Origin of the sequence: Micromonospora musae, assembly GCF_003626545.1 — a bacterium.
GTDB lineage: Bacteria > Actinomycetota > Actinomycetes > Mycobacteriales > Micromonosporaceae > Micromonospora > Micromonospora musae.
Genome location: NZ_RAZS01000001.1, coordinates 159,943 through 180,473 on the forward strand (window position 1 = coordinate 159,943; position 20,531 = coordinate 180,473).

At 73.2% G+C, this 20,531-nt stretch carries 20 protein-coding genes, 1 tRNA gene and 1 pseudogene; 4 read left to right on the forward strand and 18 right to left on the reverse strand.

Annotated features, from left to right (window positions below):
* Positions 1-21: 21 nt before the first annotated feature.
* Both D7147_RS00740 and D7147_RS00745 read right to left on the reverse strand, forming a co-directional pair.
* Positions 22-1,392 carry a cystathionine beta-synthase gene (locus D7147_RS00740; protein ID WP_120673302.1) on the reverse strand — a complete coding sequence of 457 codons (1,371 nt, stop codon included), beginning with the start codon at positions 1,390-1,392 and terminating at the stop codon, positions 22-24.
* Positions 1,393-1,472: 80 nt separating this feature from the next.
* The gene (locus D7147_RS00745) at positions 1,473-1,829 is read right to left on the reverse strand and encodes a YkvA family protein (RefSeq protein ID WP_120673303.1); all 357 of its coding nucleotides are present in this window, start codon (positions 1,827-1,829) and stop codon (positions 1,473-1,475) included.
* A 169-nt stretch (positions 1,830-1,998) separates the two neighbouring features.
* Between D7147_RS00745 and D7147_RS00750 the strand changes: the two are divergent.
* From D7147_RS00750 to D7147_RS00760, 3 genes and pseudogenes are all read left to right on the forward strand, one after another.
* Positions 1,999-3,131 (forward strand): annotated as a pseudogene (locus D7147_RS00750) (SGNH/GDSL hydrolase family protein).
* Between the two features lie 156 nt (positions 3,132-3,287).
* Positions 3,288-4,091: an SGNH/GDSL hydrolase family protein gene (locus tag D7147_RS00755; RefSeq protein WP_120673305.1), complete on the forward strand. Its 804-nt coding sequence runs from the start codon at positions 3,288-3,290 to the stop codon at positions 4,089-4,091.
* 68 nt (positions 4,092-4,159) lie between these two features.
* Positions 4,160-5,422, forward strand: a complete 1,263-nt coding sequence (locus tag D7147_RS00760; protein ID WP_120673306.1) for an acetyl-CoA C-acetyltransferase — start codon at positions 4,160-4,162, stop codon at positions 5,420-5,422.
* A gap of 22 nt (positions 5,423-5,444) precedes the next feature.
* Here the strand turns inward: D7147_RS00760 and D7147_RS00765 are convergent, their stop codons facing one another.
* The 4 genes from D7147_RS00765 to D7147_RS00780 all read right to left on the reverse strand — a co-directional run bounded on the left by D7147_RS00765 (position 5,445) and on the right by D7147_RS00780 (position 7,733).
* Positions 5,445-5,765: a hypothetical protein gene (locus D7147_RS00765; RefSeq protein ID WP_120673307.1), complete on the reverse strand. Its 321-nt coding sequence runs from the start codon at positions 5,763-5,765 to the stop codon at positions 5,445-5,447.
* A gap of 51 nt (positions 5,766-5,816) precedes the next feature.
* Positions 5,817-6,569, reverse strand: coding sequence for a Bax inhibitor-1/YccA family protein (locus D7147_RS00770; RefSeq protein WP_120673308.1), 753 nt, complete (start codon positions 6,567-6,569; stop codon positions 5,817-5,819).
* 153 nt (positions 6,570-6,722) lie between these two features.
* Entirely contained in the window at positions 6,723-7,538 is an 816-nt protein-coding gene (locus tag D7147_RS00775; protein WP_120673309.1) for a Bax inhibitor-1/YccA family protein, read from the reverse strand.
* A 114-nt stretch (positions 7,539-7,652) separates the two neighbouring features.
* A tRNA-Leu gene (locus D7147_RS00780) sits at positions 7,653-7,733 on the reverse strand.
* Positions 7,734-7,824: 91 nt separating this feature from the next.
* Between D7147_RS00780 and D7147_RS00785 the strand changes: the two genes are divergently transcribed.
* Positions 7,825-9,690 carry a hypothetical protein gene (locus D7147_RS00785; protein ID WP_120673310.1) on the forward strand — a complete coding sequence of 622 codons (1,866 nt, stop codon included), beginning with the start codon at positions 7,825-7,827 and terminating at the stop codon, positions 9,688-9,690.
* Between the two features lie 94 nt (positions 9,691-9,784).
* Here the strand turns inward: D7147_RS00785 and D7147_RS00790 are convergent, their stop codons facing one another.
* The 12 genes from D7147_RS00790 to D7147_RS00845 form a co-directional block, all read right to left on the reverse strand.
* Positions 9,785-11,116: an NAD(P)/FAD-dependent oxidoreductase gene (locus D7147_RS00790; protein WP_120673311.1), complete on the reverse strand. Its 1,332-nt coding sequence runs from the start codon at positions 11,114-11,116 to the stop codon at positions 9,785-9,787.
* A gap of 104 nt (positions 11,117-11,220) precedes the next feature.
* The gene (locus tag D7147_RS00795; protein ID WP_407663304.1) at positions 11,221-11,781 is read right to left on the reverse strand and encodes a hypothetical protein; all 561 of its coding nucleotides are present in this window, start codon (positions 11,779-11,781) and stop codon (positions 11,221-11,223) included.
* 40 nt (positions 11,782-11,821) lie between these two features.
* A complete protein-coding gene (locus D7147_RS00800; RefSeq protein WP_120673313.1) occupies positions 11,822-13,201 on the reverse strand; it encodes a DUF58 domain-containing protein in 1,380 nt (459 codons plus the stop codon).
* Positions 13,201-14,208, reverse strand: coding sequence for an AAA family ATPase (locus tag D7147_RS00805; RefSeq protein WP_120673314.1), 1,008 nt, complete (start codon positions 14,206-14,208; stop codon positions 13,201-13,203). The genes D7147_RS00800 and D7147_RS00805 overlap by 1 nt, the downstream gene beginning before the upstream one ends.
* A complete protein-coding gene (locus D7147_RS00810; RefSeq protein WP_120673315.1) occupies positions 14,208-14,795 on the reverse strand; it encodes a hypothetical protein in 588 nt (195 codons plus the stop codon). The genes D7147_RS00805 and D7147_RS00810 overlap by 1 nt, the downstream gene beginning before the upstream one ends.
* A gap of 156 nt (positions 14,796-14,951) precedes the next feature.
* On the reverse strand, positions 14,952-15,740 hold the full coding sequence (locus tag D7147_RS00815; protein WP_120673912.1) for a DUF4129 domain-containing protein: 789 nt from the start codon (positions 15,738-15,740) through the stop codon (positions 14,952-14,954).
* A 20-nt stretch (positions 15,741-15,760) separates the two neighbouring features.
* Positions 15,761-16,474, reverse strand: coding sequence for a uracil-DNA glycosylase (locus tag D7147_RS00820; protein ID WP_120673316.1), 714 nt, complete (start codon positions 16,472-16,474; stop codon positions 15,761-15,763).
* Between the two features lie 19 nt (positions 16,475-16,493).
* Positions 16,494-17,177, reverse strand: a complete 684-nt coding sequence (locus tag D7147_RS00825; RefSeq protein ID WP_120673317.1) for a dienelactone hydrolase family protein — start codon at positions 17,175-17,177, stop codon at positions 16,494-16,496.
* 205 nt (positions 17,178-17,382) lie between these two features.
* Positions 17,383-17,901: an LppU/SCO3897 family protein gene (locus D7147_RS00830; RefSeq protein WP_120673318.1), complete on the reverse strand. Its 519-nt coding sequence runs from the start codon at positions 17,899-17,901 to the stop codon at positions 17,383-17,385.
* A 181-nt stretch (positions 17,902-18,082) separates the two neighbouring features.
* Complete coding sequence (locus tag D7147_RS00835) at positions 18,083-19,150, reverse strand: DUF1700 domain-containing protein (RefSeq protein ID WP_120673319.1); 1,068 nt, start codon at positions 19,148-19,150, stop codon at positions 18,083-18,085.
* Positions 19,147-19,479, reverse strand: a complete 333-nt coding sequence (locus D7147_RS00840) for a PadR family transcriptional regulator (RefSeq protein WP_076471171.1) — start codon at positions 19,477-19,479, stop codon at positions 19,147-19,149. The genes D7147_RS00835 and D7147_RS00840 overlap by 4 nt, the downstream gene beginning before the upstream one ends.
* 109 nt (positions 19,480-19,588) lie before the next feature.
* On the reverse strand, positions 19,589-20,530 hold the full coding sequence (locus D7147_RS00845; protein ID WP_120673320.1) for a Ppx/GppA phosphatase family protein: 942 nt from the start codon (positions 20,528-20,530) through the stop codon (positions 19,589-19,591).
* Position 20,531: the final 1 nt, after the last annotated feature.

Here is a 20,531-nt window from a genome sequence, read left to right on the forward strand (position 1 = left end):
GCCGCCGGGTCGTCGCCTCGGTCAGCGGGCGCCGAGGTGGGCGAGCAGGTCCTGTCGGGTCAGCACGCCCTTCGGCTTGCCGTCGACCAGCACCAGCGCGGCGTCGGACTTCTCCAGCAGGCCGACCGCCTCGCTCACCGGCTGGCCACCGCCGATCATCGGCAGCGGCGCGGCCATGTGCCGCTCGATCGTGTCGTGCAGGTGCGCCTGGCCGGTGAAGAGCGCGTCCAGCAGGTCCTTCTCGGCGATCGAGCCGGCCACCTCACCGGTGACGACCGGCGGCTCGGCCTTGAGCACCGGCAGCTGGGAGACGCCGTACTCGCGCATGTAGTCGATCGCGTCGCGGACCGTCTCGGTCGGGTGCACGTGCACCAGCTCGGGCAGCGCCCCCGGCTTGCTGGCCAGCGCGTCCGCCACGGTCGGCTCGGCGCCCGAGTTGTCCAGGAAGCCGTACCGGGCCATCCACGCGTCGTTGAAGATCTTGGACAGGTAGCCCCGGCCGCCGTCGGGCAGGAGCACCACGACGACGTCGTCCGGGCCGGCCTTGCGGGCCACCTCCAGGGCGGCCACCACGGCCATCCCGCAGGAGCCGCCGACCAGCAGCCCCTCCTCGCGGGCCAGCCGCCGGGTCATCTCGAACGACGCCTTGTCGGAGACCTCGACGATCTCGTCGGCGACGCCGCGGTCGTACGTCTCCGGCCAGAAGTCCTCACCGACTCCCTCGACGAGGTACGGCCGGCCGGTGCCGCCCGAGTAGACCGAGCCCTCCGGGTCGGCGCCGACCACCCGCACCCGCCCCTCGGAGGCCTCCTTCAGGTAGCGGCCGATGCCGGAGATGGTGCCGCCGGTGCCCACCCCGGCGACGAAGTGCGTGAGCTGACCCTCGGTCTGCCGCCACACCTCCGGACCCGTGCTCTCGTAGTGCGACCGCGGGTTCGCCGGGTTGCTGTACTGGTCGGGCTTCCAGGCGCCCGGGATCTCACGGGCCAGCCGGTTGGAGACGTTGTAGTAGGAGCGCGGGTCCTCCGGGGCGACCGCCGTCGGGCAGACCACGACCTCGGCGCCGTACGCCCGCAGCACGTCCTGCTTGTCCTGGCTGACCTTGTCCGGGCAGACGAAGACGCAGCGGTAGCCCTTGAGCTGCGCCACGAGGGCCAGCCCGACACCGGTGTTGCCGCTGGTCGGCTCGACGATCGTGCCGCCCGGCTTGAGCAGCCCGGCCGCCTCCGCGTCCTCCACCATCCGCAGCGCGATACGGTCCTTCACCGAACCGCCCGGGTTGAGGTACTCCACCTTCGCCAGCACCGTGGCCTGGATGCCCTCGGTGACGTTGCGCAGGCGCACCAGCGGGGTGTTGCCGATCATGTCGACGACGTTGTCGTAGTACTGCACCTAGATGTTCCTTCTCCTCGGCGCCGGCGTCGGGGCGGCCGGGCAGCTGGGCGGATTCCCAGCGCCCAGGGTACGTGCCGTCAGGGCGCCACATGCCCAGGGATGACCTGGCTACGACGCGTCTCCCACTCCAGGAACCGCTCCGTCTCGGCGAGCACGCTGCCGGCCAGCCAGGCGACCAGGACCGCGTCGTCGGCCAGCCCGAAGACCGCCAGCGGGATCTCCGGAACCAGGTCGATCGGCGAGGCGATGTACGCCGTGGCGGCGGCCATCAGGGCCAGCCGGAGGCCGCCGTCGTACTCCCGGCGCGCCGTCGCCCGGATCATCCGGGGCAGTGCGGCCAGCCGGGCACCGACCGACGGGCCGCCGCGCGCTCCGCTCGCCAGGGCCCGCGCCAGGGCCGCGAAGGCCGCGCTCCGCTTCAAGTTCTTCGCCATCCTCGTGCTCCTTCCCGCGAGCAGCATGTCGCCTCGACGCAAGGGCCCGGCTCGGACGGGCCGACCGGCGGCCCCGCACAGGAGGTACCCAGAACGGTCGTACCTGCCCCAGGTTCGTCTGCCCGCACGACGACAGCGCGCTGTCGGGGCGGCGCGATACTGTCGCGGTATGGGGGTGGCTGGCTCCGTCGTACCGGTTCGTCCGCGCTGGCAGCGCGCTCGGCAGATCGCCCGCCTCACGGCGATCGGCACGGGTGCCACAGCGGCGGCCGTGGTCGCCACCGCAGGAGTGTTGCTCGGTCAGGCCCGGCAGGCCCGGCGCATCATTCCGATGGCCGAGGCGCCGCCACCCCGCTGTGACGGCGTCTACGGCGCGAAGTTCCCCGGGCCGCCGCTCACCATGGTGGTGCTCGGTGACTCCTCGGCCGCCGGCTACGGCGTGCACCGCCGCCGGGAGACGCCCGGGGCGCTGCTCGCCACCGGCCTGTCCCGCCGGTCCCGGCGACAGGTGCGGTTGCGCCGCTTCGCCGTGGTCGGGGCGATCTCGGCCGGCCTGAAGCACCAGGTCGACGCCGCGCTGGAGTGCCAGCCCGACATCGCGGTGATCCTCATCGGCGGCAACGACGTCACCAACCGCACCCCGCCCGCGTTGGCCGTGCGCTACCTGGTCGAGGCCGTCCAGACGCTGCGCGCCGGCGGCTGCGAGGTGGTCGTGGGCACCTGCCCGGATCTCGGGGCGATCCAGCCCATCCAGCCGCCGCTGCGCTGGCTGGCGCGACGGTGGAGCCGGCAGCTCGCCGCCGCTCAGACGGTCGCCGTGGTCGAGGCGGGTGGCCGTACGGTCTCCCTCGGCGACCTGCTCGGTCCCCGGTTCGCCGCCGAACCGGCCCGGATGTTCGCCTGGGACCGGTTCCACCCCTCGGCCGAGGGGTACGCCATGGCCGCGGCCGCGCTGCTGCCGACGGTGCTCTCCGTGCTCGGCGTCGGGCAGGAGCCGCGGGCAGCGGCGGTCCTCGGTCGGGGCGTACGGTCACTGCCGGAGGCCGCGCAGGAGGCGGCCCGGCACGCCGGCACGGAGGTCAGCGGCGCCCAGGTCCGCGGTCGCGACCGTGGGCCGGCCGGCCGGTGGGCGCAGCTGCGCCGGCGGGCCTTCTTCGGGGTCGGCGCGGTGCCGCAGTCCGGTCCCGCCTCCGACTCACCCACCGTGGAGGGACTGGCATGAGCGAGCGCAAGCGAGCGAATCATCAGCACAGCGCGGTGGTGCCTCAGGACGGCGGCGAGCGCAGCGAGGCGGCGGCATGAGCGAGCGGCAGCGAGCGAATCATCAGCACAGCGCGGTGGTGCCTCAGGACGGCGGCGAGCGCAGCGAGGCGGCGGCATGAGCGAGCGCAAGCGAGCGAATCATCAGCACAGCGCGGTGGTGCCTCAGGACGGCGGCGAGCGCAGCGAGGCGGCGGCATGAGCGAGCGGGACTTGGCCACCAGGCTCGCCGGGCGGCTCGGCCGCGCGGCGCTGCTCACCCTGGTCGCGGGCACGGTGGGGGGCGCCGCCGTGCTGGCCGGCGAGGCGTTCATCGCCCGGCACCGGCGTTACGCCGAGCCCGAACTCGGGCTGGCCCTGCGCGCGACGGTCGGCCGGACCGGCGCGCCGCCGCTGCGGCTGGTTCTGCTCGGCGACTCGTCCGCCCTGGGCGTCGGCGTCGACCGGCTCGACGACACGATCGGCGGCCAACTGGCGAACCTGCTCGCCGAGGGGCCGACCGGCCGGCTGGTGCACCTCTCCAGCGTCGGGGTCAGCGGCTCCCGCTCGACCGACCTCGCCACCCAGGTTGCCCGGGCCCTGCTGGGCAGGCGGCCCGACGTGGCGCTGATCCTCATCGGGGCGAACGACGCCACCGGGCTGCGCCGACCCGCCGAGGCGGCGGCTTACCTGGCCGCTGCCGTGCATCGGCTGCGCGAGGCGGGTGTGGAGGTCGTGGTCGGCACCTGCCCGGATCTCGGCGCGGCCCGGGCCATCGCACCGCCGCTGCGGCAGGTGGTCGGCTGGTCGGGACGGCGGATCGCCCGCGCCCAGACGGCCGCCGTGCTGGACGCCGGTGGCCAGGTGGTCGATCTGGCCACCGAGACCGGGCCGGTCTTCCGGGCCGACGCCGGGACGCTCTGTCACGACGGTTACCACCCCTCGGCGGACGGTTACCGGGTCTGGGCGCACGCGCTGCTGCCGGCGGTCGCCGCGGCGGCGGCGGTCGCATCACCGCACTGACCGGTAGTGACATTTCTCGTTGCGTCGCCGGCTTCCACCCGAAGTTACCGGCGGGTTAACGTTGCGCCATGCCGACTGAGTCGTCCCGCGACGCCGTCATCGTCGCCACCGCCCGCTCCCCCATCGGCCGGGCCCACAAGGGATCCCTGCGTGAGGTACGCCCGGACGACCTGACCGCGACCATCGTCCAGGCCGCCCTCGACAAGCTCCCCGAACTCGACCCGGGCGAGATCGACGACCTCTACCTCGGTTGCGGTCTCCCCGGCGGCGAGCAGGGCTTCAACATGGCCCGGGTGGTCGCCACCCTGATGGGCCTGGACGGTCTGCCCGGCGCGACCCTCACCCGCTACTGCGCCTCCTCGCTGCAGACCACCCGGATGGCGATGCACGCGATCCGGGCCGGTGAGGGCGACGTCTTCGTCTCCGCAGGCGTGGAGACCGTCTCCCGGTACGCCCGGGGCAGCTCCGACGGCCTGCCGCCGGAGGCGCAGGCGCTGGTCGGCGGCGGATGGGAGAACCCCCGCTTCGCCGCCGCCCGCGCCCGGTCGAAGACCCGGGCCCAGGGCGACGCCGAGGTCTGGACCGACCCGCGCGAGTCCGGCGAACTGCCCGACATCTACCTGGCCATGGGGCAGACCGCGGAGAACCTGGCCCAGGTGTACGACGTGACCCGCGCCGACATGGACGAGTTCGGCGTACGCAGCCAGAACCTCGCCGAGAAGGCCATCGCGGACGGCTTCTGGGCCCGGGAGATCACCCCGGTGACCACTCCGGACGGCACGGTGGTCAGCATCGACGACGGCCCGCGCGCCGGGGTCACCCTGGAGGGGGTGGCCGGGCTCAAGCCGGTGTTCCGGCCGGACGGGCGGATCACCGCCGGCAACTGCTGTCCGCTCAACGACGGCGCCGCGGCCGTCGTGGTGATGAGCGCCCAGCGCGCTCGGGACCTGGGCATCACCCCGCTGGCCCGGATCGTCTCCACCGGGGTCACCGCGCTCTCTCCGGAGATCATGGGCCTCGGCCCGGTGGAGGCGTCCCGGCAGGCGCTCGAGCGGGCCGGGATGACCATCGACGACGTCGACCTGGTCGAGATCAACGAGGCGTTCGCCGCCCAGGTGATCCCCTCGTACCGGCAGCTGGACATCCCGCTGGAGAAGCTGAACGTGATGGGCGGCGCGATCGCCGTCGGGCACCCGTTCGGGATGACCGGCGCGCGGATCACCGGCACCCTGCTCAACGCCCTCGAGTGGCACGACAAGACCGTCGGGCTGGAGACGATGTGCGTCGGTGGCGGCCAGGGCATGGCCATGGTGATCGAGCGGCTCGGCTGAGCCGGCCCGCCGCCGAGGAAGGTCAGAGCGCGCTGCGGGTCGCCGTCACCTCGGCGGCGGCCCGGGCGAGCACCTCGGGTGCCGCGCCGGCCGCGATGAGGTCGGCGGCCACCACCCGGAGCTGGTCGGTCAGGGCCAGGTCTTTCGTCAGCCTGGGCACCGTGTGGCGCGGCTCGCCCTCGGCGTCGGCCCCGAGGTTGGCGACCTCCTGCACCAACCGGTGCACCACGTCCGCTCGGGAGACGTTGCCGGTCTCCCCGGTCGCCGCCCACCGGGGCTGCTCCCAGTGCCCGACCTGACGGACCAGCAGCTGTACCGCCCGTTCCAACTCCGCTGCGCTCATCGCGCCGAGTCTACGGACCGGCCGGCGCCGTGGCGGTGCGCGTCGCCGGGTTCAGCGGCGCAGGTAGCTGAGCAGCCGTAGCAGCTGCCAGTAGAGGAAGACCAGGCCGGTGAGGAGCCCGAAGGCGCAGAGCCAGGCGTACCGGCGGGGCCGGCCGGCGCGGACCGAGCGTTCGATGAGGTCGAAGTCGAGGATGAAGCTGAAGGCGCCCGCGATGATCGCGATGATGGCGAAGCCGTACGCCCACCCGCCGACCTCGCCGGTGAGGCTGTAGACGACCAGGCCCTGCCGGCCGGTGACCAGGTAGACCACCAGGTTCACCAGGCCGATCGCGACGACGCCGAGCAGGGTGCCGATGACCAGCCGCGCCAACCGGGGCGTGGCCCGGATCAGCCTCGCCCGGTAGAGCAGCGCCATGCCGAGGAAGACACCGAACGTCCCGGCCACCGCCATCGCCACGATGCCCGGATAGACCAGCTCGAACGCCCGGCTCGCCACACCGAGCAGGAGCCCCTCGATCACCGCGTACGCGATCATGGGTATCGGGTTGGTGATCGCGCGCAGGGAGATGACCAGGGCCAGCACGATCGCCGCCAGGGCGGTGCCGGCGAGCGCGAAGGGCGCCCAGACCGCCGGCGGCACGAAGATCCAGGAGATCAGCGCGGTGACGCCGGTGAGCAGGAGCAGCCCGACGGTACGGACCACCACGTCGTCGACGGTCATCGCGTCCGCGACGCCGACCCCCTGGCCCGGTAGCCGCGTGGTCTCGTCGACCCGGTTCAATACCGGGTTGCTGCTGCGCACCGCGTCACCCCCTCGCCGCCGTACCCCTCGCAGTCACTCTGCACCGGCGGGTCGGACGGCGGCGGGTAAACGCCCCAGCGGGACGTGACCCAACGCGACGGCGCCCGCCCCGCGGTGCGGGTACGGGCGCCGGTCGGACGTGGACGAGGACTGTCAGTCGTCGCCCTGGAAGTAGCTGAGCAGGCGCAGCAGCTCCAGGTAGAGCCAGACCAGGCTGACCAGGATGCCGAAGGCGGCGACCCAGGAGTAGCGCTGCGGCAGGCCCATCCGGACGCCGTCCTCGACCTCCTTGAAGCTGAGCACGAAGCTCAGCGCGGCGACCACGATGCAGATCAGGCTGAACCCGATGGCGAGCTTGCTGCCGTCGCGCAGGTGGGTGTTGACGCCGAAGAGCGCCAGCACCAGGTTGATCAGCATCACGGCGAAGAGGCCGGCCATCACGGCGACCATGCCCTTGACGAACGCCGGGGTGGCCCGGATGACCCGCGCCTTGTAGAGCATCGCCATCACGAAGAAGACGCCGAAGCTCGCGACCACGGCCTGGAGCACGATGCCGTCGTACGCCCGCTCGAAGGCCTTGCTCACCATGCCGACGAAGACACCCTCGACGACGGCGTAGGTGACGACCAGAGCCGGGTTCGCCATCCGGGAGAACGAGATGATCAGACCGAGGACCAGGCCGACGACGGCCGCGCCGATCCAGGCCACGCCGACCAGCGCGTCGGGCACGAGCACCCAGGCGGCCGCGGCGGAGACACCGAGGATGCCGAGGAGGGTGACGGTCTTGACCACCACGTCGTCGATGGACATGGGCGCCACGGTGGGCGGCGCCGCCGGGTAACCGGCCTGGCTCGGGTACTGCTGCGGAACGCCGGGCGCGCCGTACGGCCCGGTCGGGGCGTACCCGGCGGAGCGCTCACGCTCGGCCGCCTGGCCGAGCCGGGCGAGCACCGGGTTCGAGGTCTTCACTGTCTGGCCTCCCTCAGGGGGTCGTCATGCACGTAGACGCGCACACCCAAGAGTAAACCGCCACGCCCATCCGTGGAGATCATCGATCGGATGAGGGGGATCGCAATGTGTCGGTGCCCGGGGCGGGGGTCGAACCCGCACGCCTTGCGGCAGCCGCTTTTAAGGCGGCCGTGTCTGCCGTTCCACCACCCGGGCCGGGCGGCACCGGCGCGTCGACACGCGGCGGTGCAATGCCACGTTAACCGGTCGCCCGCGACTCGGCGCACCCCGTCGCCGTTGCCGGATTGTGAGCAGCGCAGCCACCACGGCAACCGACGTCGTCCCCGAGCGTGCCCCCGGCCCCGCCGAGCGGGCCGCGAGCCGCCCCCGTGCCGCCCGGATCCGGGCCGCCCTCGGCCGGCACCGCAGCGACCTCGCGGTCTCGCTCCTCTTCGTCCTGCTCGCCGGCTGGCTCACCCAGGGGCTGTGGCCGAACCCCGGTACCCGAACGCTGGCACTGAACCCCGCGGACCAGGCGCTCTACGAGTGGTTCCTGGCCATCGACGCGCGGGCCCTGCTCGGCGACTTCGGTCTGCTCAGCGACGGGCTGAACGCGCCGGCCGGGGTGAACCTGATGACCAACACCTCGGTCATCGCGCTCGGCATCGTGCTCGCCCCGGTCACCCTGCTGCTCGGGGCGCCCGTCACGTTCGCACTGCTGGCGGCGGCGAACGTGGCCGGCACCGCGATCGCCTGGTACCTGCTCTTCACCCGGGTCCTGCGCGCCCGCCGGCTCGCCGCCGGGCTCGGCGCCGGCCTGTGCGGCTTCGGCCCGGGAATGGTGTCGCAGACCAACAGTCACCTGCACATGACGGCGCAGTGGCTGGTACCCGTGATCGTGTGGCTGGTGGTCCGGCTGCTGCGCGCCGCCGACCCGCGCCGGCTGGCCGCCTCCGCTGCACCGGGCGGCGTCGTCAGGTTCGGCGCGGACCGCCGCCGGATGGTGAGCTCCGCGGTGGGTCTCGCCGTCACGGTCAGCGCCCAGGTCTTCATCGGCGAGGAGGTGCTCTTCCTCGCTGCGGTCACTCTGCTGATCATGGCCGTGACCTGCGTCGTGCTGGACCGCGAGCTGGCCCGCCGGGCCCTGCCCGGCTTCGCCGGCGGCATGGCGCTCGCCACCGGCCTCGCCTCGCTGGTGCTCGCGTACCCGCTGTGGTTCCAGTTCGCCGGCCCGCAGGGCGTCGCCGACGGGGTCTTCAACCCGCTGCACTTCTCGGCCGACCTGCACAGCTGGTGGGCGATCTCCCCGCTCTCGCTGGGCGGAACCGAGAGCGCGGCCGCGCTGACCACCGGACCGGCCGAGTACAACACCTTCCTCGGCTGGCCCCTCCTGCTGGTCACCGTGGGCTGCACCGTCTGGCTGGGCCGCCGCCGGCGGATGGTGGCCACCGCCTGCGTGGTCGCCGCGGTGGTGATGGCGGCGCTCTCCCTCGGGCCGGCGCTGGTGCTCGGCGGTACGCGTACCGGGGTGCCCGGACCGTACGCCCTGCTGGCCGGGCTGCCGGTGGTGGACGGGGCGCTGCCGATGCGGTTCGCGCTCGCCGTGCTGCCGCTGGTCGGGACGCTACTGGTGCTGGCGGTCGACCGGGCGTTGCGCGGCACCGGGCGGGCCCGGCGGCTGGTTCCGGCGGCGGTCGGCGCGGCCCTGCTCCCGCTGCTGCCCACCCCGCTGCCGACCGTCGAACGCCCACCGCTGCCGGAGTTCGTCACCGGCGGGCACTGGCGGGCGTGCGTCGAGCCGGGAGGCGTGCTGGTTCCGGTGCCGCTGCCCAGCCCGAAGGATCCCTGGCCGATGCGCTGGGCCGCCGCCGACCCGGCGTTCGGGCTGCCCGAGGGCTTCTTCATCGGCCCGTACGGCCGTCGCGGCACCGCCGCGTTCGGCACCTACCCGCGGCCCACGTCGCGCCTGCTCGCCGAGGTCGCCAAGCGGGGCGACCGCCCGGTGATCGGGCCCGAGCAGCGGCAGCAGGCCGCCCGGGACGTGGACTTCTGGAACGCCTCCTGCGTGGCGCTCACCGACGGCACCCCGCACGCGAATAGCCTGCGGATCGTCCTGGAACAGCTCTACGGGCCGGCCACCCGGATCGCGGACGCCTGGACCTGGCGGGTGTGACCGGCCCGGCCCGCCCGCCCGGCACGGTCAGCGGCACGGAGACGACGCGACCCCCCCGGCCAGCCGGCCGAAGGGGTCGCACACGAGAGCCGGGTCAGCCCTGGCGGGAACCGACCGGCGCCGACGCCTCGAGGAACTCCTCGCGCGGCTCGTGCAGCTGACCGAGGGCGACGGCCTCCCGCTTGAGGAAGAAGGCGAGCGTCCAGTCGACCACGACCCGGACCTTGCGGTTGAACGAGGGGATCCGGCTCATGTGGTACGTCCGGTGCATGAACCAGGCCGGCCAGCCCTTCACCTTGATGCCGTACACCTGGCCGACACCCTTGTGCAGACCGAGGCTGGCCACGCTGCCGGCGTGCTTGTGCTTGTACTCGACCGGCTCGCGCCCGCGGATCACGTTCGCGATGTTGTCGGCCATCCGGGCGGCCTGCCGCACCGCGTGCTGCGCGCTCGGCGAGCAGTAGGCGCCCGCCGGCTTGGTCAGGTCCGGCACCGCGGCGCAGTCGCCCGCGCTCCAGGCGCCTTCGACCACCTTGTCGCCGTCGACCAGCTGGAGCGTCGGCACGCAGGTGAGGTGGCCCCGCTCGCCCCGCGGCAGATCGGTCTTCGCGAGCAGCGGCGACGGCTTCACACCGGCGGTCCAGACGATCGTGCCGGCCGGGAAGCTGTCACCGTCGGAGAGCTTCACGATCCCGTCGACGCAGGACTCGAGCCGGGTGTCCAGCCGGATGTCCATGTTCCGCTTGAGCAGCTGCTGCACGGTGTAGGCGCCCATGTCCCGATCCACCTCGGGCAGCACCCGCTGGGTCGCCTCGACGAGCACCCAGCGCATGTCCTCCGGCTTGAGCTCCGGGTAGTAGCGCAGCGCGTCGCGGGCCATGTCCTCCATCTCGGCCAGCGCCTCGATGCCGGCGTAGCCGCCGCCGACGAAGACGAAGGTCAGCTCGCGCCGACGGACGTCCGGGTCGGAGGTGGCGGCCGCCAGGTCGAGCCGCGCCAGCACGTGGTTGCGGAGGTAGATCGCCTCACCGATGGTCTTGAACCCGATGCCGTGCTCGTGCAGGCCCGGGATCGGCAGGGTACGGGAGACCGAGCCGGGAGCCACGATCACGTGGTCGTACGCGATCTCCCGGGTCGGCCCGGCGATCGGCTGAACCGTCGCGACCTTACGGGCGTGTTCGATCCGGGTGACCGCACCAGACACGACCGTGCAGCGGCGCAACTCCCGGCGCAGCGGCACCACGGAGTGCCGGGGGGAGATGTTGCCGGCCGAGGCCTCCGGCAGGAAGGGCTGGTAGGTCATGTGGGGCTGGGGGTCGACCACGATGACCTCAGCCTCGAGGGAGCTGAGCTTCTTCGACAGGCGCAGGGCCGCGTAGAGGCCGACGTGACCAGCACCCACCACAAGGATCCGCTTCGGATTCACGCCAGCTATCTTTCCCCGGGCCGCTCGGCTAATCCCGATCGCGCCCCTCTTCTGTGACGGAGCACAACCGCTGTGACCTGCGCAACGTTCTCAGACCCCTGGTTTCACCTCCGCCTCAGCAGCCAACCGAGCAACGCGGCCACACCCACGGCGACCAGCAGTCCACCCACCGTGACCAGCTGATGCCCCGAATTCCCGCCCAGCCCACCGGCCACCATGACCAGCACACCGAGCACCGAAGCCGCCAGCACCACCGCACCCGCCCGCAGCAGCCAGCGCGTGATCACGTCCGGATCCACCACGGCGTCGTAGGGCAGCAACGCGGCGAGCGCGCAGAGCGTGTGCGCCAGGTAGAGCAGGGCGGCCAGGGCGAGCAGCCGCCACAACTCGACCGGCCGGTCGTACCCGTCCGCGGCGAGCAGCCATCCGCCCACCGCGACGAGCGCCGCGAAGGTCGGCCAGACCCGGCGCGGGCCGACAGCGGGCAGCAGCGCCGCGAGCGCCAGCAGGCCGAGCGTCCGGCCGGAGAGCACCTGCACCGGGTAGGCGAGCACGAAGCCGGCCAGCACGGTGAGGAAGACGCCGGCGCGGACGAGCAGCGGCGGCAGGCTGATCCGGGTGGCGGCCGACGCCAAGGTGCGCACCCGCGTGGTCAGGGCGTCGATCATCGCGGCCCACCTCCGTCCACCGGCCGGCCTCCCGCGCTCACCGGCCGCCCACCCGAGGCGCGGTGGCCAGCCGGGCCACGTCGCGCAGCACCTGATCCAGGCTGCCCGCGCCGGCCCACCGCACCACCGGCACACCGTGCTCGCGGAGCTGGGCGATCATCGTGTCCCGGTCCAGCCACCACAGCCGGTACGCCACCTCGGCCCAGCCCCGGTCCTTCGGCGGGGCGAGGTCGCCGGGCAGCGTGTCCACCGCGACCACGAACCGGCCCGAACGGGTCAGCCGGGCCAGCATCTGCGCGGAGCGCTCGTCCAGCAGCGGGGTGAGCACCACCACCAGCGCGTCCGAGGAGAGCAGCTGCGGGCCGAAGACCTGGTCGTACGGCTCGTGCGGGCCGCCGCCGTCGACGTGCACGTCGAGCAGCCACTCCAGCACGGTCAGGTACTGCCGGCGACCGGTCGCGGGGCGCAGCCGGCGGGCGGCCGGACCGTACTCCAGCAGGGACACCCGGTCACCGCGGTGCAGGTAGTGCTCGGCGATGGCGGCCGCCGCCCGCACCGTGGTGTCCAGCACGGACGCCGCGCCGTCGACGCCGCCCGAGCGGCCCGCCTCGGCGAGCACGTCGAGCAGCACCACCACCTCGGCGTCCCGGTCGGAGAGGGTGGCCGCCACGTGCAGCTGCCGCGCCCGCAGGGAGACCCGCCAGTCGATCCGGCGCAGCCGGTCCCCGGGCGCGAAGACCCGTACGCCGGCCAGCTCACCGCCCTCGCCCGGCCGTCGGGACCGGTGCGCGCCGACCAGGCCGGCGGCCCGGGGCATCGCCTCCACCGCCTCGAACGGCTCGGTCTTCGGGTAGACCTTCACCTTGACCGGTTCGGTGACCACCGCCCGGGAGACCAGCAGGCCGCCGGCCGCGGCGACCCGCGCGCCGGCCGGGCCGATCGGATGCCGCCCCCAGCGCAGCGCCGTGCCGGTCAGCTCCAGGTCGACCGCCGCCGCAGTGGGCACCGACGTCACGAACGGCCGCTCCGTCGCCGCCCGCCCCTCGGCCCGGACGCCGCTGGCGAACCCGGCCCGGTCGATCCGCAACCAGGGCGAGAGGCGGCTCCGGACCACCACCACCTCGTAGTCGACGGTGTCCGGATTACCGACGGCGACCGCGGCGGCCAGATCACTCCCCTCGACCAGGTGCCCATCGTCGGTCTCGACCCACACCTGCGGCAGGGCGGCGGGCCGGCGGCGCAGCGCGTACGCGGTGCCGAGCGCGAAGGGCGCGGCCAGCACGATCAGGTCGATCCGGCCGAGCACCACCCCCGCCACCAGCAGCAGGCCGGTGAGCAGCACGGCGCGGCCGAGCGCCCGGGTAGGCGCCCAGCCAGTCGCCGCCGGCTGCTGGTCCGGCACGCTCGCCTCGGCCATCAGCGACTGTGCCCGCCCGCCGCGTAGCTGGGCAGGGCGCCACTGGCCGGTGCCGGGGTGCCCTCCAGCACCTCACCGACCACGAAGGACGGATCGACCCGGCGCAGCCACATCTCCGGCCGGAGCGTGATCCGGTGCGCCAGCGCCGGGGCGGCCACCTCCTTGACGTCCTCCGGCACCACGTAGTCCCGACCGCCGAAGACGGCCCGGACCCGGGAGAGCAGCAGCAGTGCCAGCGAACCGCGTGGCGACGCGCCGACCAGCACCGACGGGTGCTCGCGGGTGGCCGCGGTGAGCGCCACGATGTACCGCCCGATCGAGTCCTCGACCACGACGTTCTCGAGCGCCGACTGCATGGCGCGCAGCGTCGCCGCGTCCACCACCGGCTTGATCTCGGCCTCCTCCCGGCGGCGGGCCATCCGCCGGCGCAGCACCTCCCACTCCTCCTCGTGGTCGGGGTAACCGAACGAGACACGGAGCAGGAACCGGTCGAGCTGCGCCTCGGGCAGCGGGTAGGTGCCCTCGTACTCGACCGGGTTGGCGGTGGCCAGGACGTGGAACGGCTCGTCCAGCCGGTAGGTGACGCCCTCGACGGAGACCTGCTTCTCCTGCATCGCCTCGAGCAGGGCCGACTGCGTCTTCGGCGGCGTCCGGTTGATCTCGTCGGCGAGGAGCAGGTTGGTGAAGACGGGCCCGGCCCGGAAGGAGAAGTCGCCGCTGCGCTGGTCGTAGAGGAACGAACCGGTGACGTCGGCGGGGAGCAGGTCGGGGGTGAACTGGAGCCGGCGGAAGTCCAGCCCGAGCGCCTGCGCGAACGAACGCGCGGTGAGCGTCTTGCCGAGCCCGGGCAGGTCCTCCAGCAGGACGTGCCCGCCGGCCAGGATCCCCGCGAGGACCAGCTCCAACGCGTCCCGTTTGCCGACCACGACCGTGCCGACCGCGTCCAGCACCGCCCGGGCCAGGTGCCCCACCTCGACGGCGGGCATGCTCCGGTCCACGTCGTTCATCAGATGTTCTCCAGTTCGGCGACGATCGCCGCGAGGTCGCGCGGCGACGGTGTGCGGCGGGGGGAAGTCTCCAGAAACAGCCAGAGCCGTTCGCCCAGCAGGGTGCGGGCGCGGGCCGGGTCCGACTCGCGGGTGACGCCGTGCCTCAACCGCAGCCGTTCGTCGGCCAGCTCGACGAGGCGGGGCAGGATCACCCCGGTGAACCGCTCGGGCCGGGTGTTCGACCACTCGAGTGGCGTCGCCCAGCCGTCGATGGCTCGACGCAGCGCGTCCTGGGCGGTCCAGTTCCAGGTGCCGTCGTCCGCCCGGGTGACCGGGCGCCGGGGTGGGGGTGGGAGCGGTCCGGGGGCGAGCGCGGCGACGATCCGGCGTACGACGAAGAGGGCGAGCACCCCGGTGATCAGGATCAGCAGCGAGACCTGCAGACCGACCGCGCGCAGACCGACGATCACCACGACGACGACCGCGGCGACCCCGAGGAGCAGGCGCAGCAGCCCGCCGAGCCGGCCGCGCCCGCCCTGCTCCTCCCGCCGGGGCCGCTCCTCCTCGAAGGTGAGCAGGTCGTCGATGCTGGCACTACCGCTCATGACGCCGCCTCGCTGCGCTCAGCGTCGCCATGAGGCACCACAGCACAGCAACGATGATTCACTCGCTGACGCTCGCTCATGACGCCGCCTCGCTGCGCTCAGCGTCGCCATGAGGCACCACAGCACAGCAACGATGATTCACTCGCTGACGCTCGCTCATGACGCCGCCTCGCTGCGCTCAGCGGTGAGTTCGCCGCGCAGTCGCCGCAGCGCGGCCCGGGCCTGGTCGCGGGTCCGCTCGTCGACCGGACGGGTCGCGTACCGCGCCTCGCGGTAGACGTGCGCGAACTCGGCCAGCACGTCGGTGCTGGCGATCGCCGGGACCCCGGCCGACGGGTCGCCGCGAAGCAGGCGCAGCACCAGGTCGGTCGAGGTGTCGCCGGCCAGCCGGGGCACGCCGGCCGCGCCGGCCGCCTCCTCCAGCCGTACCCAGCAGGCGATCACCGCTACCCGCGGGTCGATGGCCTGGTCGTCGAGCTCGACGAGACCGGCGTCGACCGCGGCCACCACGTCCCGGGCCGTGCCCTGGGCGGTGTGCCGGTGTCGCTGGCGGGGCAGCGCGCGGGTCCGTCGCCGCAGCGCCCCGCGCAGCAGGATCCAGAACAGGTAGCCGAGGGCGGCGGCGACGGCCAGCCCGCCGAGCACTATCGCGACGGTGACGATCCACTGCGGGATCTCCCGCGCGTTGGCCTGGCCGGTGTCGCGGGGCTCGACGGGAATCGACGGCTGCGCCGACGGGTACTCGGGCAGGAACGGGAGCTCCTTGGCGGCCGGCGGGATCCGGCTCGCACCGATCGACGAGTGACCGGCCGCCACCGCGGCGACGCCCAGCAGCAGCACCACCGCGACCACCGGCCACCAGCGACGCATCAGGCCGGTACCGCTGCGCGGGGCGGCGTCCTCGCCCGGAGCGTACGGCGTGGGCTGACGCGCACCGTTCGTCATCGCCACCGTCCCACGCAGGTTCAGTCCACTCCGGCCAGCTGCTTCGCCCGGGCGAACACGTCGTCCAGCATTCCTGGTGTCAGCCGTCCCGTGAAGGTGTTCTGCTGGCTGACGTGGTAGGAGCCGAGCAGATCCGGTACGGCCGTGCCGGACCAGTGTGCCCCATGCGCGAAGGCGGGTCGCGGGCTGGGCGGACGCAGGCCGTACACCTGGCGGAGCGTCGGCCACCATGCGGCCCAGGCGAACGCGCCCAGCGCGACCACGACGCGCAGCGTGGGCCGGATGAGGGTCACCTCCCGGCGCAGCCAGGGGGCGCAGTTGTCCCGCTCCTGCGGGGTGGGTTTGTTCTCCGGTGGCGCGCAGCGCACCCCGGCGAAGATCCGGGTGTCGCGCAGGGTGAGCCCGTCGTCGAGGGCGACGCTGGTCGGTTGGTTCGCCAGACCCGCCCGGTGCAGCGCTGCGAAGAGGACGTCGCCGGAGCGGTCACCGGTGAAGATCCGGCCGGTGCGGTTGCCGCCGTGTGCGGCGGGCGCGAGCCCGAGGATGGCTATCCGGGCGTCCGGATCGCCGAAACCCGGCACCGGGCGACCCCAGTACCGCTGGTCGCGGAACGCCGCGCGGCGGGTCCGCGCCACCTCCTCCCGCCAGTCGACCAGACGCGGGCAGGCGAAGCAGTCGCTCACCGCCGAGTCGAGGTCGGCGAGGTCGGTCGCGCGCGCGGCGCGCTCGACCACCTCCTCCGGCGTACGGAACTCAACCAAGCTTGGCCCGGAAGAGTTCGAGGGTGCGGGCCCAGGCGGTCGCGGCGGCGCGCTGGTCGTAGTTCTCCGGCCGGTCCTCGTTGAAGAAGGCGTGGGCGGTGCCCGGGTAGTCGTACGTCTGGCAGGTGCCGCCGGCGTTCTCGATGGCCCGGCGTGCGGTCTGGACGCCGTCGTCGGAGGACGTGCCGTCCGCTTCGGAGCAGTGGATGACCGCCGCCTTGCCCGCGTAGTCGTTCCACTCGTCGCTCATCCCGTCCCACGGCAGCCGCGGGTAGAAGGCCGCAGCGGCGACGATCCGCTCCGATCGGGTTGCCGACCAGAGGGCCAGGCTGGCTCCGGCGCAGAAACCGGCGCAGCCGACCTTGCCGGCCACCTCGCCACGACCGGCGAGGTAGTCGGCCGCGGCCGCGATGTCGGCCGCCGCCTCGTCCATCTGCACGCTGTTCAGCATCTGCCTCGGCTCGCTCGGTCTGCTGGCCGGCTCACCGTGGCGGAAGTCCGGAGCGAGGGCGACGAATCCGGCCTCGGCGAACCGGTCCACGACCGCCCGTACGTGGGGCACCAGTCCCCACCAGTCCTGGATGACGATGACCGCAGGGCTGGCCGCACCGCCGGAGGGTATCGCGAGATATCCCTCGGCCGCGCCCTGGCTGCGATAGCTCACCATTTCGCCCATCGGCGCTCCTCCTAGCGGTCAGTCATCGTTGGCTGGTCGCCCAGTGCCGGTAGCCTGCCACGCCGCGACCGCGCCGGGAAGATGCCGGAACAGTGGTATTCACCTCCTGTTCCCTCGCTCTGCGTTCGGCATACGCCGACGGCGGCGCGAGTGTTCGCGCCGCCGTCGGAAGTGTCTGCCGGATGTCCTGGCAGGCCTGCTGCGATCAGGCCTTGTCGGTCAGGCAGAGCAGGTAGCCGGTCTTGCCGGGCTCGATGCTGTAGAAGAGGTAGCCGTCCTGGCCCTCCTTGAAGAACGGCTCGCACGCGGTGCCGGCCTGCGCCTGCGCCTCGGTCTGCCCGTCCACGCGACCGACCACGTTGTACACGGCCTCGGTCGAGGTGCAGTCGACGATCTTGGCGTCGTCGACCTCCTCCTCCTCGGTGCCGAGAACCTTGGGCAGCTCGGCGATGCAGTCGCCGACCTTGGCCTCGGCGGTGGCGTCCTTGTCGAAGACGTTCCTGATCACGCTGGCGAGACCGAACTTGAGCCCCGCGATGACCACGAACACGACGATCGCGCCGATGATGCCGAGGGCCTTCTTGCCCCCGGACTTCTTCGTCTCCGGCTCGGCCGGAGGCGGCACCTGCCCGGCTGGCGGGACCTGCTCGGCCGACGGGGCCTGCGGCGCCGGGTGCGGCTGCTCAGGAGTGGCCGAGGGGGGCGGTGCGACCTGCTCTGACACGGGGGTTCCTTCCGGGGGGTGAATGAGCAGACGACACGCTAGCGATCATGAACGCCGTCCGCCGCCCCACGAACCTCATCCGTTCAGCTATTTCTCAGCATTTACAGCAACCTCACAGCTTCAGCCGTACGGGCGGAACCCCCGGTCGCCACCGGAGGGCGGCCAGGGGTTCCGCAGGCGTTCAACCCGTGACGCTCGGCGTTGGCGTCACGCTCGCCGGCCCACCCGGATCGGCGGTTGCGGTCGGCTCCGGAGTGATCGACGCCTCCGGGGTGGTCGACGGCCCGGAGGTGGTCGTCGCCTCCGGGGTGGTCGTCGGCGAGGCAGCCGCGGTCGCGGAGGGGCTCGACAGTGGTGGAAGGGCCGGTGCCGGCGAGGCGCCGACCGGTGCCCGCGGCGCGAAGGGCGCCTGGTCCGGGCAGTACGGGTACGGACGCAGCAACGGGTTGCCCGGCTGGGTTCCGCCCTGCGGATCGAACTCGTCGAGGCAGTCCGGATAGCCGAGCCGGATCGGGTTCCCGTTCTGGTCGAAGAGCCGGGCGTTCTGCACCAACCGCCCCTCGCTGTCGTAGACGAAGACGTCCCGGACCTGGTCGTACGGGTTGACGACGGCGATCGGGTCGTAGCCGCCGTAACCCGCCCGCCGCTCGCCGTCGGCCAGACCGGCCAGGCCGAAGACGACCAGCACGATGCTGCTGGCGTGCAGGGCCAACCGGGGCCAGCGACGCAGCCGCTCCGAGCGGCGGCCCAGCCAGATCGAGCCGAACAGGAACCCGATGAGCATCACCACGCCGGCGAGGAGTTCGCCGCCGAAGCGGGGAAGGAGACCGAGCGAGCCACCGGTGGTCACGACGGTCACCAGCATGGCGGCCAGGTAGGCGCGCAGGACCCACCAGCCGGGGCGGAGCAGCCGTAGGAAGTCGCTCCCGCTCGGGTACCCCAGCGGCGGGCCGAGCCGCCGGTCGAGCGCACGCAGCCGACCCAGGGCACCGCTCACCAGGCCGGCCACCCGCTGGTCCAGCTTCCGCCGCTTGAGGTCGGGGGCCCCGGCGGCGTCCCGCAGCTCCGCGGCGTACGCCTCGGGGGTGCCGAGCCGGTCGACCAGCGCGCCCTCGCCCTCGGCGGCCACCTCGGTCAGGTGTTCGGGCAGATCCTCGGTCAACTCCTCGCGCAGCGCGGGCGGCAGGTCCGCCAGCGCGGCCCGGACCCGGGCGACGTACTCCGTGATCTCCTGCTCAGTGACGGTCATGCCGCCGCCCCCCGTTCGTCGAGCAGTGCGTCCATCGTGGTGGCGAACGAGCGCCACAGCTTGCCGGAGCGGGCCAACTGGTCCCGCCCGGCGGCGTTGAGTGAGTAGTACTTGCGGTGCGGGCCGGATTCGCTCGGCACGACGTAGGTGGTCAGCAGTCCCGCGGCGAAGAGCCGGCGCAGGGTGCCGTAGACGGAGGCGTCGCCCACCTCCTCCAGACCGGCTTCCCGGAGCCGGCGGAGGATGTCGTAGCCGTAGCCGTCCTCGTCGCGGAGCACGGCGAGCACGGCGAGATCCAGCACGCCCTTGAGGAGCTGGGTCGTATCCACGTATCGCACACTACTGTGTTTTGCGTAATAGCGTCAACGAACGCAGGCCGGCTCGGCACGCCGTCACGGCGGCGCGGATGATGATCGCCCCGGACCGGGGCCGGCGGGGTCAGCCGACGCTCGGCGCGAGGCTCCAGGCGATGCCGTCGAGGATGTCGTGCTCGGACGCGACCACGGAGGGCATCGCGGCCCGCTCCATGATCACCTTGAGCACCAGCGCCCCGGCACCGATGACGTCGGCCCGGCCCGGGTGCATCACCGGAATCGCCAACCGCTGCTCCCGCGTCTTCCCGAGCAGATCGGCGGTCACCTCGGCGACCGCCTCGTACGACACCCGGGCGTGGTGGATGCGCGCCGGGTCGTACGCCCGCAGGCCCTGAGCGATCGCCACCACGGTGGTGACCGACCCGGCGAGCCCGACCAGGGTGGCCGCCTCTCGACCGGGCACCACCGCCAGCGCCCGATCGACGGCGACCGCGATGTCGGCCTGCGCGGCGGCGATCTCGGCCACGCTCGGCGGGTCGCCGTGCAGGTGCCGCTCGGTCATCCGGACGCAGCCGATGTCCATGGACACCGCCGCCCGCACACCGTTTTCCCGGTCGCCGACCACGAACTCCGTGGAGCCACCACCGATGTCCACCACCAGGAACGGCGCCTTCGCGTCGGCCGGCAGCCCACGCACCGCGCCGGTGAAGGAGAGCCGCGCCTCCTCGTCCCCGCTAACCACCTCGGGGGCGACCCCGAGGGTCCGCTCGACCATGGCCCGGAACTCGTCGGCGTTCTCGGCGTCCCGACTCGCCGAGGTGGCGCACATCCGCACCCGTTCGGCGCCGAGCTTCTCGATCTCGGCCGCGTAGTCGACGAGCGCGACCCGGGTCCGCTCGATCGCCTCGGGCGCCAGGCGCCCGGTGCGGTCCACGTCCTGCCCGAGCCGGACGATCTCCATCCGCCGGCTGAGGTCGATGAGCGGGCTCTCCGCCCCGGCCGCCGGATCGGGCAGGTCCGCCACCAGGAGCCGGATCGAGTTGGTACCGCAGTCGATGGCGGCCACG